Here is a 12,604-nt window from a genome sequence, read left to right on the forward strand (position 1 = left end):
CACCGGTTCCTTCACGGCCGCACGCTAACGACAGTTCGGCGAACCGACAAGATCCGGCAGTTCTAAGGTCGTCCCATGACCGACACCGCCGACTCCCTCCGCAGCCGCTGGCAGGACGCCCTGGTCGCCGCCCGGGGCGGAGCCCCCGGCCCCGACCCGTTGCCGTACGCCGACAACCTCCTGGCCCGCTGGGCCGAACCGCAGCGGCGCTACCACACCACCGCCCACCTGACCCAGGTCCTGGACCGCGTCGACACCCTCGCCGGTCATGCCGCCGCCCCGGACCTGGTGCGCCTCGCCGTCTGGTTCCACGACGCCGTCTACCGCCCCGACCGCACCGAGAACGAGGAACGCAGCGCCGCCCTCGCCGAGCGCGCCCTCGCCGAGGCGGGCGTCTCCGGAGCGGCCACGGCCGAGGTCGCCAGGCTGGTCAGGCTGACCGTCACCCACGACCCGGCGGACGGCGACACCAACGGCGAGGTGCTGTGCGACGCGGACCTGGCGATCCTGGCGGCCGCCCCGAAGGAGTACGCGACGTACGCGGCACAGGTGCGCGAGGAGTACGGCTTCGTGCCGGACGACGCGTTCCGTGACGGCCGGGCCGCCGTCCTGCGGCAGCTGCTGGGTCTGCCCCGGCTGTTCCGTACACCCCACGGGGCCGGCGCCTGGGAACCGCGGGCCCGGCAGAACCTCACGACGGAGCTGGAGCTGCTCACCCACTGAGACACGGGAATTCCGAGGTCGGGGGCACTGTTGGTGACTGTCATGCCCGACTCCGCTTCCAGCCGTCCCCGTATGCCACTGGCCGTGTACATCCTGGGCCTCTCGGTCTTCGCTCTCGGTACCAGCGAGTTCATGCTGTCCGGGCTGCTGCCACCCATCGCCGACGACATGGACGTGTCGATTCCGCAGGCCGGACTCCTCATATCCGCGTTCGCCATCGGCATGGTGGTCGGCGCCCCGCTGCTGGCCGTGGCCACGCTCCGGCTGCCACGCCGTACGACACTCATCGCCCTCATCGCGGTCTTCGGCCTGGGCCAGATCGCGGGCGCGCTGGCTCCGACGTACGAGGTGCTCTTCGTCTCCCGGGTGGTGAGCGCCTTCGCCTGCGCGGGCTTCTGGGCGGTCGGGGCGGCGGTCGCCATCGCGATGGTGCCGATGAACGCGCGGGCCAGGGCGATGGCCGTCATGATCGGCGGGCTGTCGATCGCGAACGTGCTGGGTGTGCCGCTGGGGGCGTTCCTCGGGGAGCACCTCGGCTGGCGTTCGGCGTTCTGGGCGGTGGGCGCGGCGTCCGCCGTGGCCCTGGTCGGGGTCGCCACCCGGATTCCGCGCATTCCGCTGCCGGACAAGAAGCCGCAGCTCAAGCGTGAGGTCGCCATCTACCGGGACCGTCAGGTGTGGCTGTCGATCGTGATCACCGCGCTCGCGGCGGGTGGTGTCTTCTGCGCGTTCAGCTACCTCGCTCCGCTGCTGACGGACGTCGCGGGGCTGAGCTCGGGCTGGGTGCCGTGGGTACTGGCGCTGTTCGGGGTCGGTGCGGTGATCGGTACGACGATCGGCGGCCGGGTCGCGGACGCGCACCTCTTCGGGGTGCTGCTCAGCGGCATCACGGCGTCGACGGCGTTCCTGGTGGCGCTGGCCCTGTTCGCGTCGAGCCCGGTCGCGGTGGTCGTCCTGGCGTTCCTGCTCGGCCTGTCCGCGTTCTACACGGCCCCGGCGCTCAACGCCCGGATGTTCAACGTCGCGGGCGTCGCCCCGACGCTGGCCGGCGCGACGACGACGGCCGCGTTCAACCTCGGCAACACGAGCGGCCCGTGGCTGGGCGGCACGGTCATCGACGCGGACTTCGGTTTCCCGGCCACGGCCTGGGCGGGCGCCGGGATGATGGTGCTCGGCCTGGCGGCCGTGGTGGTCTCGCTGCGGCTCGGCGGCGGCGGCAGGCCGTCGCGGCGGATCGCGGGCGGCACGGACACGGGAGCGCGGGCGGGCGCGGCGGTGCCCGCGCAGGTCACAGCGGAGCGGACGGCGCAGGGCGCCCCTTCGGCCGCCGCAGTCCCGCGGCTGTGATGCGGCGCACGATCTCCTTCGAGCCGACCTCCTTCGCCCCGGCGCGCACCGCGTCCGCGTAATGCGCCTCGGGCACGTCGTAGTGGTCGCGCTCGAAGGCACGCGGCGGGCAGCCGATCGCGGCGGCGAAGACGTGCAGCTCCTCGAAGGACACGTCACTGACCAGGTGCGACCACATGCGTCCGTGCCCCGGCCAGGTCGGCGGGTCGATATAGACGGTCACCGGCCCAGCACCCCGGCGAGCGCCCCCACGGGCGCCACCGACACGGTCGCCTTCGTGCAGACCCAGTGCGGATCGGGTCCGAGCTCCGGCTCCACGTCGAGCGCGTGCGGCCCGTCCTCCGTGCACACCGGGCACAGCGGCCAGCGGCCGTAGCGCTCCAGCAGGGCGTCCTGGACGTCCTGCGCTATCAGGCCGGTGACGAAGGACACGCCCTCGGGCCACTGCTCGACCCACCACCGGCGGTGGGTCACCGCGTCCTCGACCAGCGAGACGATCTCGGCCTGGGCGACATCGCCCGCGACGAGGTCGGCCATGACCAGCGCACGCGCCGTGTGCAGCTCCTGCTCCAGGGTGTTCAACTCCATAACCCCATTGTCACCCGGGCGCCACAGGAGTCGGCCTTGATCCTTCAGAGGTAGGGACCAAAGAGGGGTTGACGGCCTTCCGTCTTGAAAATATCTTTCAAATGTGACCAATGACGTGAAGGAAAGTTTCAGCGCTGATTCACCGCCCGCGCCGGCGGCCCTCGCTGCCAAGGTGCGGACCCTCGCCCCCTCCATGACCCGCTCCATGCAGCGGGTCGCCGAAGCCGTCGCGGGTGACCCCGCCGGGTGCGCCGCCCTCACCGTCACCGGTCTCGCCGAACTCACCGGCACCAGCGAGGCCACCGTGGTCCGCACCGCCCGTCTCCTCGGGTACCCCGGCTACCGGGACCTGCGCCTGGCCCTCGCGGGCCTCGCCGCCCACCAGCTGTCCGGCCGCGCACCGGCCGTCACCGCCGACATCGCGGTCGACGACCCGATCGCCGACGTCGTGACCAAGCTCGCCTACGACGAGCAGCAGACGCTCGCCGACACCGCCGCCGGCCTGGACACCGTGCAGCTCGGCGCCGCCGTCGCCGCGGCCGCGACCGCCCGCCGCATCGACATCTACGGCGTCGGCGCCTCCTCGCTCGTCGGCCAGGACCTGGCGCAGAAGCTGCTCCGCATCGGGCTGATCGCCCATGCCCACATGGACCCGCACCTCGCCGTGACCAACGCCGTGCAGCTCCGCTCCGGCGATGTGGCCATCGCGATCACGCACTCCGGTTCGACCGGTGACGTCATCGAGCCGCTCCGGGTCGCCTTCGACCGCGGCGCGACGACCATCGCGATCACCGGCCGCCCGGACGGACCGGTCTCGCAGTACGCCGACCACGTCCTGACCACGTCCACCGCCCGCGAGAGCGAGCTCCGGCCGGCCGCCATGTCGAGCCGCACGAGCCAGCTCCTCGTCGTCGACTGCCTGTTCATAGGCGTCGCCCAGCGCACGTACGAGACGGCCGCCCCGGCACTGGCCGCGTCGTACGAGGCGCTCGCCCACCGCCGTACCCCTCGCACCCGCTGATCCACGCCCGCACCCGCTGAACCGCACATGAACGAGAAAGCAGAGCCGCTGTCCATGACCTCCACCGCCGACACCGACGCCACGACCGCCGACTCCGCCGCCGACGGCTACGGCGAGCTGCGCGCCCAGCTCGCCACGCTCACCACGGAGGCGTTCCGCCCCGAGCTCGCCGACATCGACCAGCTCCCCACGCAGGACATAGCGCGGATCATGAACGGCGAGGACAGCACCGTCCCCGCAGCCGTCGCCGACAAGCTGCCGCAGATCTCCGCCGCGATCGACGCCACCGCCGAGCGCATGGCGCGCGGCGGCCGGCTGATCTACGCGGGTGCCGGCACCGCGGGCCGCCTCGGCGTCCTCGACGCCAGCGAGTGCCCGCCCACCTTCAACACCGACCCGTCCGAGGTCGTCGGGCTGATCGCGGGTGGCCCCTCCGCCATGGTCAAGGCCGTCGAAGGCGCGGAGGACAGCAAGGAGCTGGCCGCCGCGGACCTGGACGGGCTGGGCCTCACCGCCGACGACACGGTGGTCGGCATCTCCGCCTCCGGCCGTACGCCGTACGCCATCGGGGCCGTCGAGCACGCCCGTGCCAAGGGCGCACTCACCATCGGCCTCTCGTGCAACGCGGACTCCGGGCTGGCCGGGGCCGCCGAACACGGCCTGGAGATCGTCGTCGGCCCCGAGCTGCTCACCGGCTCCACGCGTCTGAAGGCGGGGACGGCCCAGAAGCTCGTCCTCAACATGCTCTCGACGATCACGATGATCCGGCTCGGCAAGACGTACGGAAATCTGATGGTCGACGTGCGCGCTTCCAACGAGAAGCTGCGCGCCCGGTCCCGCCGGATCGTCTCCCTGGCGACCGGCGCCTCCGACCAGGAGATCGAGGTGGCGCTCGCCGCCACCGACGGCGAGGTCAAGAACGCCATCCTCACCATCCTGGGCGAGGTCGACGGCCCCACCGCCGCCACGCTCCTGGCCGACTCCCACGGCCACCTCCGCGCCGCCCTCGCGGCCGTCCGCACCACCTGATCCACCGCACCGTCCCCACCCCCCGCACAGCAAGGCACCACGCACCATGGCTACTGAAGACAAGAACCGCGCCACCGCCGCCGCGATCCTTCCGCTTGTCGGTGGCGCAGCGAACGTCGGCTCGATCGCTCACTGCATGACCCGGCTCCGGCTGGGCCTGCACGACCGTTCGCTCGTCGACGACGACGCCCTCAAGGCCCTCCCGGCCGTCATGGGCGTGGTCGACGACGACACGTACCAGATCGTCCTCGGCCCGGGCACCGTCGCCCGGGTCACCCCGGAGTTCGAGCAGCTGGTCGAGGAGGAGCGCGCCTCGGCCGCCCCCGTCGTCCACACCTCCGAGGAGCTGGCGGCGCAGGGCGCGGCCATCAAGGCGCAGCAGAAGGCGAAGAACGCCACCCCGTTCAAGCTGTTCCTGCGCAAGATCGCGAACATCTTCGTCCCGCTGATCCCGGCCCTCATCGGCTGCGGCATCATCGCCGGCCTCAACGGACTGCTGGTGAACCTCGGCTGGCTGACCTCGGTCACGCCCGCCCTGGCGGCGATGGCCTCCGGCTTCATGGCGCTGATCGCGGTCTTCGTCGGTTACAACACGGCGAAGGAGTTCGGCGGTACGCCGATCCTGGGCGGTGCGGTTGCGGCGATCATCGTCTTCCCCGGCGTCGCGAACATCGACGCCTTCGGCCAGACCCTCTCCCCCGGCCAGGGCGGTGTCCTCGGCGCGCTCGGTGCCGCGGTCCTCGCGGTGTACGTGGAGAAGTGGTGCCGCCGCTGGGTGCCCGAGGCCCTGGACGTCCTGGTCACCCCGACCCTGACGGTCCTGATCTCCGGCCTGGTCACGATCTTCGGCCTGATGTACGTGGCCGGCGAGGTCTCCTCCGCCATCGGTACGTTCGCCGACTGGCTGCTCTCCACGGGCGGCGCGGGCGCGGGCTTCCTGCTCGGCGGCTTCTTCCTCCCGCTGGTGATGCTGGGCCTGCACCAGGCCCTGATCCCGATCCACACCACGCTCATCGAGCAGCAGGGCTTCACCGTCCTGCTCCCGATCCTCGCCATGGCCGGCGCCGGCCAGGTCGGCGCGGCGGCCGCGGTCTACCTGCGCCTGCCCCGTAACGAGTCGATCCGCAGGACCATCAAGTCCGCCCTCCCCGCGGGCATCCTGGGTGTCGGCGAGCCCCTGATCTACGGCGTCTCGCTCCCCCTCGGCCGCCCGTTCATCACGGCCTGTGTCGGCGGTGCCTTCGGCGGCGGCTTCGTGGGTCTGTTCAACCAGCTCGGCGACTCGGTCGGCTCCACGGCCATCGGCCCGTCCGGCTGGGCCCTGTTCCCGCTCCTGGACGGCAACCACGGCCTCGGCTCGACGATCGCGATCTACGCGGGCGGTCTGGCGGTCGGCTACGTCGCCGGGTTCGTCGCCACGTACTTCTTCGGCTTCAGCCAGGCCCTGCTGACGGAGTTCAACGTCTCCCAGGAGCCGGTCCCGTCGACGGTCGCCGCCACGGGCGGCCACCCCACGACGGACCCGGGCACCGCCCCCGGCGCCCCGGCGAAGGAACCCGCCGGAGTCTGATCGACCCCCGCACACCCGCCTGATCCGTCGGCGGTACCCGGTCCACGACGACCGGGTACCGCCGACGCGCGTTTTCAGGACGGCCGTACGTCGTCCGGGCGCGGCTCGGTGGTGCCCGAGGTCGCTTCCGATGGCGTCCTGAGGACATCGCGGGCCTGTTCCGCGGCGCGGGTGATGCTCTCGTTGACGAAGTCGAGGAAGCGGGCGATGTTCTCGAGGCGGACGCCGGCCGGGGTGTCGTGGCCGAGGACGCCGACGCCCTCCCGTGCGGTCTCGACGAGCTGGGCGGTGGACCGGGCGCTGGCCATCATCGACTGGTACCAGACGTCGTCGTCGACGATGTAGCGCTCGCGGCGGCGTTCGTCGCGTTCCCGGCGGACGAGGCCCTGTCCCTCGAGGAACGCGATCGACTTGGAGATGGACGCCGGGCTGACCTGGAGGCGCTCCACGAGCTCCGACGCGGTGAGGCTGCCCTCGTCGGTCGTGTAGAGACAGCCCAGCACCCGGGCCATCATCTTGTTGGACAGGCCCGTCTGCATGAGGACGTCGGTGAACGTCTCCTCGTACTCGCGCACCGCTTCGGCGTCGCGCCCGTAGGGCTGCGGGGACGCCTTCGGGTCCCGGGGAGCGGCCTGCCTGCGCTGGTGGGTACGGCGTTCGGTGGCGCGGTGCGCCAGGTCGGCGCGGTAGGCGGCGGGGCCGCCGTTGCGCATCACCTCACGCGTGATCGTCGAGGTCGGACGGTCGAGCCCTCGGGCGATCTCCGCGTAGGCGAGTCCGTCGGCCAGCCCCAGCGCGATCTGCTGGCGTTCCTGCTGAGTGAGCCTGCCTCCCGGCATCGCGATCTCCTTTGTTCTTCCTTGATGCCGCCAGCATAGCGTTCACACTCATTCCATTGCAACGCAACGGATGCCAGCTGTTGCATTAGAGGACAAGCCATTGCAATGATTTCTTGGCTCTGACCAGTACTGATGGCGATTTTACGCAACGAGTGCGTTGCCAGAAGTTCGAACGCAACGTAGCGTTTCACTCATCAGAAACACGGAGCCGAAGGAGAGAACGATGCAGAAGTTCGACACCCCCAACCAGGTCTCGACCGTCCTCGACATCCCCGCAGGGCGCATCCGGTTCATCGCCGCCGACCGCGCCGACACCACGGTCGAGGTCCTTCCCGCCGACGCCTCGAACAGCCGCGACATCAAGGCGGCGGAGCGCATCGCCGTCGAATACGTCGACGGCGTCCTGCGGATCGGGGCCGCGCCGGCGAAGAACCGGATCCTCGGCAGCTCCGGATCCGTCGAGATCACCATCCAGCTCCCCGCCGGTTCCCACATCGAGGCGAAGGCCGCCGACTCCGAGATCCGGGGCGTCGGACGGCTCGGCAACGTCGCCTTCGAGGGCGCGCAGGGCTCGGTCAAGCTCGACGAGGCCGCCAGCGCCCGCCTCACCCTCCTCGCCGGCGACGTCTCGGTCGGCCGCCTGGGCGGCCCCGCCGAGATCAGCACCCAGAAGGGCGACCTCCGCATCGCCGAGGCCATGGGCGGCACGGTCACACTGCGCACCGAGTCCGGCGCGATCTCGGTCGGCGCCTCCCGCGGAGTCTCCGCCTCGCTGGACGCCGGTACCGCCTACGGCCGGATCGACAACGCACTCAAGAACACCGACGGCACCGCCGCTCTGAACATCCACGCGACCACGTCCTACGGCGACATCACCGCCCGCAGCCTCTGAGGAGCACGCATCATGACCAACCTGGCCATCGCGGCGAACGAGCTGCGCAAGTCCTACGGCGACAAGCTCGTACTCGACGGCGTCGACCTGAACGTCCCCGAAGGAACGGTCTTCGCCCTGCTCGGCCCGAACGGCGCCGGCAAGACCACCGCCGTCAAGATCCTCTCCACCCTCATCAGCCCCGACCCCGCCTCCGGCGAGATCCGGGTCGGCGGTCACAACCTCGCCGCCGACCCGCAGGCGGTTCGTGCCGCGATCGGTGTCACGGGGCAGTTCTCCGCCGTGGACGGGCTGATCACCGGCGAGGAGAACATGCTCCTCATGGCGGACCTGCACCACCTGTCCAAGCAGGAGGGGCGGCGGGTCGCCGCCGGACTCCTGGAGCGCTTCGACCTCGTCGAGGCCGCCAAGAAGCCCGCCTCCACCTACTCCGGCGGCATGAAGCGGCGCCTCGACATCGCGATGACCCTGGTCGGCAACCCGCGGATCATCTTCCTCGACGAACCGACCACCGGCCTCGACCCCCGCTCCCGCCACAACATGTGGAAGATCATCCGCGAACTCGTCGCCGACGGCGTCACCGTCTTCCTCACCACCCAGTACCTGGAGGAGGCCGACGAACTCGCCGACCGCATCGCGGTCCTGAACGACGGAAAGATCGCCGCCGAAGGCACCGCCGACGAACTCAAACGCCTCATCCCCGGCGGGCACGTCCGGCTCCGCTTCACCGACCCGGCCGCCTACCGGTCCGCCGCCGACGCCCTGACCGGCATCACCCGCGACGACGAGGCACTGTCCCTGCACATCCCCAGCGACGGCAGCCAGCGCGAACTGCGCACCGTCCTCGACCGGCTGGACTCGGCCGGCATCCAGGCCGACGAACTCACCGTCCACACCCCCGACCTCGACGACGTCTTCTTCGCCCTGACCGGTGCAACCGTGCCCACCCAGCCCAGCCAGCCCAAGGAGGCTGTCCGATGAGCTCCTTCTCCCTTGCCGTCCGCGACTCGTCCACGATGCTCCGCCGCAACCTCCTGCACGCGCGCCGCTATCCGTCCCTCACCCTGAACCTGCTGCTCACCCCGATCATGCTGCTGCTGCTCTTCGTCTACATCTTCGGCGACACCATGAGCGCCGGTATCGGCGGCGGGGACCGCTCCGCGTACATCGCCTACATCGTCCCCGGCATCCTGCTGATGACGATCGGCTCCACCGTGGTCGGCACCGCGGTGTCCGTATCGGGCGACATGACCGAGGGCATCATCGCCCGCTTCCGCACCATGGCCATCCACCGCGGGTCGGTGCTCTTCGGACACGTCGCCGGCAGTGTGCTGCAGGCGATCATCAGTGTCGTCCTCGTCGGTGCCGTCGGCGTGGCCATGGGCTTCCGCTCCACGGACGCCACCTTCCTGGAGTGGATCGCGGCATTCGGGCTGCTGGCACTGGTCTCCCTGGCCTTCACCTGGATCGCGGTCGGGATGGGCATGGGCAGCCCCAACGCGGAGGCGGCCAGCAACAACGCCATGCCGCTGATCCTCCTGCCGCTCATCTCCAGCGCCTTCACCCCCGTCGACTCGATGCCCGGCTGGTTCCAGCCGATCGCCGAGTACCAGCCCTTCACTCCCGCCATCGAAACCCTCCGCGGACTCCTCCTCGGCACCGAGATCGGCAACAACGGGTGGATCACCATCGCCTGGTGCCTGGGCCTCACCGTCCTCGGCTACCGCTGGTCGAAGGCACAGTTCGACCGCGACCCCAAGTAGGCGCCATGCCGGGCGGGCCTCGACCCGCCCGTCCCGACAAGGCCCGTGGCCGCCGTCCCCCGACGGCGGCCACGGGCCTTTCGCCCGTACGACCGCCGGCCGTCCCGTGACGGTCCCGAGAAGAATCAATGGATGATCCGGGTGTAAGCAATTACTTCAAGGGCACCAGAAGCCTTGGAGGTTGATAACAATGGTTCCCCTTATCCTCGTTCTTCTGCTCGCCCTGCTTCTCTTCGGTGCCGGATTCGCACTCAAGGCACTGTGGTGGATTGCCATTATCGTCCTGGCCGTGTGGCTGATCGGATTCGTCGTCCGCCCGACGGCGAGCGGTGGCCGACGCGGCCGGTGGTACCGCTGGTAGAACGCCTTCACCAGCACCTGACGATGCGGGTCGGCCCGGACTCAGATTCCGGGCCCACCCGCATTCTTCAATTCCGTCGAACGGCATGCGTGCGTTCCCGAAATGGGGGCACACGACTCAGCGAACACGAAAGACCGTCGCGAAAGGAGCCAATGATGAACAACAATCTGTGGGGTTACCAGCCGACAAGTGGTCACACCTCCGGCGCCGATCTGACCGGTTACTCGGTCGAGGCGACGGACGGAAGCGTAGGAAAGGTCGACAAGCATTCCGACGAGGCCGGTTCGGCCTACCTCGTCGTCGACACCGGAGTCTGGATCTTCGGCAAGGACGTCCTGCTGCCCGCCGGCACGGTCAAGGGCATCGACACCGAACACCAGAAGGTCTTCGTCGACCTGACCAAGGACCAGATCAAGGACTCCCCGGAGTTCGACCGGCACAAGCACACGACCGACCCGGGCTACCACGCCCAGCTCGACAGCTACTACACGAGCTACCGCCTCATGTGAGGCCACGCGCCACCGCTGAAGAGGCGGGGGTCCAGCCCGGACACACGGGCGGACCCCCGCCGTTCAGCTGTGGCCGGGTCGGCTCCACCGAGGGACGTCGTACCCCGGCGCCCCTCCCCGTCACGGCAACCGGCCCTCCCGATTGATCTCCGTCACCCGGGCCCGCAGCACCAGCCCCGGCGGGGCCGGCCGGACGGCTTCGGGCGGGCAGTCCCACTCCGCGCCCCCGCCCGGCGGACGCAGCTGTACGTACGGTCCGACGCGTCCCATCACGCGGCCCACCCGCCCGTCGCGGCCGTCGACCGCGAACGATCCGGGCTCCGGCAGGCACGGCTCAAGTCCTTCAACTGTCATGAGCCGCCGCCGCTTCCCGCTTCTTCTCCGCCAGCGCGGCACTCAGCCGCAGCGCCGTGTCGATCGTGCAGCGACCGAGGTCGACCACTGGCTGCGGCTCGTTGCCCGCACACGACACCGGGTCGATCCGCAGGGACGGGAGCTTCACTCCGGCCCCCGCCAGCCCGGCCCGCAGACGCGCCACCGCGTCCTCAGCCGCCCGCACTCTGCCCGCTGCCTCTTTGCGCCGTTCTGTAGCCGTCATCATGATCTTCCCCATTTCCACGCTGAGTAGTTGCCATGCCTACTCAGCGTGTCCAATTCCTCGCTACCGTGGAAGAGGTGCAGTTCCAACACCCGCACGTGTGTCACAGGGAGTCGCCATGCCCGGGCCGAAGAAGCTCGACCCCTCGTCCTCACCCCGCGCCCTCCTGGGCGCCGAACTCCGCCACAGGCGGGAGACCGCGGGCCTCTCCCAGGACGAGCTGGGCATACCCCTGTTCGTCAGCGGCTCCTTCATCGGCCAGCTGGAGGCCGGGACGCGACGGATGCAGGCGGACCAGGCCCAGAAGCTGGACGAGGTGCTGAAGGCGGGCGGGTTCTTCGCGCGGAACTGCGTCGCGCTGAAGCAGTCGAAGTACCCGGACCACTTCGCGGAGGCCGCGGAGGCGGAGGCGGTGGCCGGGACGATCCGGGAGTACGCGCCCCAGTTGATCCCAGGGCTGATGCAGACGGAGGCCTACGCGCGAGCCGTGTTCAGAGGAGGGCTTCCGACACATCCAGAAGAAGCAATCGACGAACTGGTGGCAACGAGGCTGGAGCGGGCCAGGTTGCTCAGCGATCCAACAACACCCATGTTGTGGGCGGTTCTGGATGAGGCTGTCTTACGCAGGAAGTCGGGCGGGGCCGCAGTGATGGCGGCCGCGCTGCAGCACGTGGCTGCGTTGGCCCACCAGCATCGCGTGATTGTCCAGGTGCTGCCCTTCTCGGCAGGAGCGCATATGGCCCTCGAAGGCCAGCTGAAGCTGATGTCGTTCCCCGACGCACCTCCGCTCGCCTACCTCCAGGGACTGGGCACAGGCCACTTGCAGGACGATCCAGCAACCGTCCGGCACTACGAACTGACCTACGATCTCGTTGCGGCCAGCGCATTGTCACCGGAAGCGTCCCTGGCCCTGATCGAGTCGGTGGCGGAGGATTACGCCCATGAGGATCAGCAGCTCTGACTACGACCTGTCCACGGCGACCTGGCACAAGTCCTCGTACAGCGGGGCCAGCGGCGGTGACTGCCTGGAGGTCGCGACCAGCCACCCCGGCATCGTGCCCGTCCGGGACTCCAAGATGGCCGACGGCCCGGCGCTCGTGTTCCGGACCGTCGCGTGGGCGGCCTTCATCGAGGACCTGAGAAGCTAACGGCAGTCTCACACCACCTGCATCACGTGCTTGCAGCCTGGCGCGGTTCTGCTCGTTCATCGAGCAAGTCTGTCTGACGCAGGCGACCGCGGTTGCGCCAAGACTTCGACGTGAACGACATCGTCCTGGTGATGCCGGCCATCAGCGGCGCGACAGCCGGGGCGGGCGAGGAGGCCGCTGCCGCGTCCCGGCGTCTGGTCGCCTTCCTGCTCCAGT

At 70.0% G+C, this 12,604-nt stretch carries 17 protein-coding genes; 12 read left to right on the forward strand and 5 right to left on the reverse strand.

Going from position 1 to position 12,604, the window contains the following annotated elements; all coding sequences use genetic code 11:
* Nucleotides 1-75 precede the first annotated feature (75 nt).
* The gene (locus tag ACFW9O_RS05005) at nucleotides 76-723 is read left to right on the forward strand and encodes a hypothetical protein (RefSeq protein WP_384605089.1); all 648 of its coding nucleotides are present in this window, start codon (nucleotides 76-78) and stop codon (nucleotides 721-723) included.
* Nucleotides 724-795: 72 nt separating this feature from the next.
* Entirely contained in the window at nucleotides 796-2,070 is a 1,275-nt protein-coding gene (locus tag ACFW9O_RS05010; protein WP_384605266.1) for a Cmx/CmrA family chloramphenicol efflux MFS transporter, read from the forward strand.
* On the opposite strand, the gene ACFW9O_RS05015 is transcribed toward ACFW9O_RS05010, so the two are convergent.
* Together ACFW9O_RS05015 and ACFW9O_RS05020 are read right to left on the reverse strand one after the other, a co-directional pair.
* On the reverse strand, nucleotides 2,012-2,293 hold the full coding sequence (locus tag ACFW9O_RS05015) for a DUF4031 domain-containing protein (RefSeq protein WP_384605092.1): 282 nt from the start codon (nucleotides 2,291-2,293) through the stop codon (nucleotides 2,012-2,014). The two genes, ACFW9O_RS05010 and ACFW9O_RS05015, sit on opposite strands and share 59 nt — an antisense overlap.
* A complete protein-coding gene (locus tag ACFW9O_RS05020; RefSeq protein ID WP_384605095.1) occupies nucleotides 2,290-2,658 on the reverse strand; it encodes a hypothetical protein in 369 nt (122 codons plus the stop codon). Before ACFW9O_RS05020 ends, ACFW9O_RS05015 begins: the two co-directional genes overlap by 4 nt.
* 103 nt (nucleotides 2,659-2,761) lie before the next feature.
* On the opposite strand from ACFW9O_RS05020, the gene ACFW9O_RS05025 reads away from it, so the two are divergent.
* From ACFW9O_RS05025 to ACFW9O_RS05035, 3 genes are read left to right on the forward strand one after another with little or no spacing between them, the layout of a single operon-like run.
* The gene (locus ACFW9O_RS05025) at nucleotides 2,762-3,679 is read left to right on the forward strand and encodes a MurR/RpiR family transcriptional regulator (protein ID WP_329208596.1); all 918 of its coding nucleotides are present in this window, start codon (nucleotides 2,762-2,764) and stop codon (nucleotides 3,677-3,679) included.
* A 54-nt stretch (nucleotides 3,680-3,733) separates the two neighbouring features.
* Nucleotides 3,734-4,708 (forward strand): N-acetylmuramic acid 6-phosphate etherase, encoded by a 975-nt coding sequence (gene murQ / locus ACFW9O_RS05030; protein ID WP_384605268.1) that lies wholly within the window; start codon nucleotides 3,734-3,736, stop codon nucleotides 4,706-4,708.
* Nucleotides 4,709-4,754: 46 nt separating this feature from the next.
* Entirely contained in the window at nucleotides 4,755-6,278 is a 1,524-nt protein-coding gene (locus tag ACFW9O_RS05035; protein ID WP_351165563.1) for a PTS transporter subunit EIIC, read from the forward strand.
* A 74-nt stretch (nucleotides 6,279-6,352) separates the two neighbouring features.
* Here the strand turns inward: ACFW9O_RS05035 and ACFW9O_RS05040 are convergent, their stop codons facing one another.
* Nucleotides 6,353-7,117 (reverse strand): helix-turn-helix domain-containing protein, encoded by a 765-nt coding sequence (locus tag ACFW9O_RS05040; protein ID WP_384605099.1) that lies wholly within the window; start codon nucleotides 7,115-7,117, stop codon nucleotides 6,353-6,355.
* Between the two features lie 223 nt (nucleotides 7,118-7,340).
* Between ACFW9O_RS05040 and ACFW9O_RS05045 the strand changes: the two genes are divergently transcribed.
* The 5 genes from ACFW9O_RS05045 (at nucleotide 7,341) to ACFW9O_RS05065 (ending at nucleotide 10,642) form a co-directional block, all read left to right on the forward strand.
* Nucleotides 7,341-8,009: a DUF4097 family beta strand repeat-containing protein gene (locus tag ACFW9O_RS05045; protein WP_384605102.1), complete on the forward strand. Its 669-nt coding sequence runs from the start codon at nucleotides 7,341-7,343 to the stop codon at nucleotides 8,007-8,009.
* 12 nt (nucleotides 8,010-8,021) lie between these two features.
* The gene (locus tag ACFW9O_RS05050; RefSeq protein ID WP_384605105.1) at nucleotides 8,022-8,990 is read left to right on the forward strand and encodes an ATP-binding cassette domain-containing protein; all 969 of its coding nucleotides are present in this window, start codon (nucleotides 8,022-8,024) and stop codon (nucleotides 8,988-8,990) included.
* Nucleotides 8,987-9,772 (forward strand): ABC transporter permease, encoded by a 786-nt coding sequence (locus tag ACFW9O_RS05055; RefSeq protein ID WP_351174536.1) that lies wholly within the window; start codon nucleotides 8,987-8,989, stop codon nucleotides 9,770-9,772. Before ACFW9O_RS05050 ends, ACFW9O_RS05055 begins: the two co-directional genes overlap by 4 nt.
* Nucleotides 9,773-9,962: 190 nt before the next feature.
* The gene (locus tag ACFW9O_RS05060) at nucleotides 9,963-10,133 is read left to right on the forward strand and encodes a hydrophobic protein (RefSeq protein ID WP_384605108.1); all 171 of its coding nucleotides are present in this window, start codon (nucleotides 9,963-9,965) and stop codon (nucleotides 10,131-10,133) included.
* A gap of 155 nt (nucleotides 10,134-10,288) precedes the next feature.
* Nucleotides 10,289-10,642, forward strand: coding sequence for a PRC-barrel domain-containing protein (locus ACFW9O_RS05065; RefSeq protein WP_384605111.1), 354 nt, complete (start codon nucleotides 10,289-10,291; stop codon nucleotides 10,640-10,642).
* Between the two features lie 120 nt (nucleotides 10,643-10,762).
* Here the strand turns inward: ACFW9O_RS05065 and ACFW9O_RS05070 are convergent, their stop codons facing one another.
* Nucleotides 10,763-10,996 (reverse strand): hypothetical protein, encoded by a 234-nt coding sequence (locus ACFW9O_RS05070; protein ID WP_351174530.1) that lies wholly within the window; start codon nucleotides 10,994-10,996, stop codon nucleotides 10,763-10,765.
* Nucleotides 10,986-11,240 carry a hypothetical protein gene (locus ACFW9O_RS05075; RefSeq protein ID WP_384605271.1) on the reverse strand — a complete coding sequence of 85 codons (255 nt, stop codon included), beginning with the start codon at nucleotides 11,238-11,240 and terminating at the stop codon, nucleotides 10,986-10,988. The genes ACFW9O_RS05070 and ACFW9O_RS05075 overlap by 11 nt, the downstream gene beginning before the upstream one ends.
* A 118-nt stretch (nucleotides 11,241-11,358) precedes the next feature.
* Between ACFW9O_RS05075 and ACFW9O_RS05080 the strand changes: the two genes are divergently transcribed.
* Nucleotides 11,359-12,201, forward strand: a complete 843-nt coding sequence (locus ACFW9O_RS05080) for a helix-turn-helix transcriptional regulator (RefSeq protein WP_351174528.1) — start codon at nucleotides 11,359-11,361, stop codon at nucleotides 12,199-12,201.
* Complete coding sequence (locus ACFW9O_RS05085) at nucleotides 12,182-12,388, forward strand: DUF397 domain-containing protein (protein ID WP_384605114.1); 207 nt, start codon at nucleotides 12,182-12,184, stop codon at nucleotides 12,386-12,388. The genes ACFW9O_RS05080 and ACFW9O_RS05085 overlap by 20 nt, the downstream gene beginning before the upstream one ends.
* Nucleotides 12,389-12,604: the final 216 nt, after the last annotated feature.

Source organism: Streptomyces sp. NPDC059499 (genome assembly GCF_042749285.1).
In the GTDB taxonomy this organism is placed as follows: Bacteria; Actinomycetota; Actinomycetes; order Streptomycetales; family Streptomycetaceae; genus Streptomyces.

Bases quoted from the DNA above. Each gene is read 5' to 3' on its own strand.
- ACFW9O_RS05070 (WP_351174530.1), bottom strand. From the start codon at position 10,996: ATGACAGTTGAAGGACTTGAGCCGTGCCTGCCGGAGCCCGGATCGTTC.
- ACFW9O_RS05035 (WP_351165563.1), top strand. From the start codon at position 4,755: ATGGCTACTGAAGACAAGAACCGCGCCACCGCCGCCGCGATCCTTCCG.
- ACFW9O_RS05045 (WP_384605102.1), top strand. From the start codon at position 7,341: ATGCAGAAGTTCGACACCCCCAACCAGGTCTCGACCGTCCTCGACATC.
- murQ (WP_384605268.1), top strand. From the start codon at position 3,734: ATGACCTCCACCGCCGACACCGACGCCACGACCGCCGACTCCGCCGCC.
- ACFW9O_RS05005 (WP_384605089.1), top strand. From the start codon at position 76: ATGACCGACACCGCCGACTCCCTCCGCAGCCGCTGGCAGGACGCCCTG.
- ACFW9O_RS05040 (WP_384605099.1), bottom strand. From the start codon at position 7,117: ATGCCGGGAGGCAGGCTCACTCAGCAGGAACGCCAGCAGATCGCGCTG.
- ACFW9O_RS05010 (WP_384605266.1), top strand. From the start codon at position 796: ATGCCACTGGCCGTGTACATCCTGGGCCTCTCGGTCTTCGCTCTCGGT.
- ACFW9O_RS05060 (WP_384605108.1), top strand. From the start codon at position 9,963: ATGGTTCCCCTTATCCTCGTTCTTCTGCTCGCCCTGCTTCTCTTCGGT.
- ACFW9O_RS05080 (WP_351174528.1), top strand. From the start codon at position 11,359: ATGCCCGGGCCGAAGAAGCTCGACCCCTCGTCCTCACCCCGCGCCCTC.
- ACFW9O_RS05055 (WP_351174536.1), top strand. From the start codon at position 8,987: ATGAGCTCCTTCTCCCTTGCCGTCCGCGACTCGTCCACGATGCTCCGC.
- ACFW9O_RS05075 (WP_384605271.1), bottom strand. From the start codon at position 11,240: ATGACGGCTACAGAACGGCGCAAAGAGGCAGCGGGCAGAGTGCGGGCG.
- ACFW9O_RS05020 (WP_384605095.1), bottom strand. From the start codon at position 2,658: ATGGAGTTGAACACCCTGGAGCAGGAGCTGCACACGGCGCGTGCGCTG.
- ACFW9O_RS05085 (WP_384605114.1), top strand. From the start codon at position 12,182: ATGAGGATCAGCAGCTCTGACTACGACCTGTCCACGGCGACCTGGCAC.
- ACFW9O_RS05065 (WP_384605111.1), top strand. From the start codon at position 10,289: ATGAACAACAATCTGTGGGGTTACCAGCCGACAAGTGGTCACACCTCC.
- ACFW9O_RS05050 (WP_384605105.1), top strand. From the start codon at position 8,022: ATGACCAACCTGGCCATCGCGGCGAACGAGCTGCGCAAGTCCTACGGC.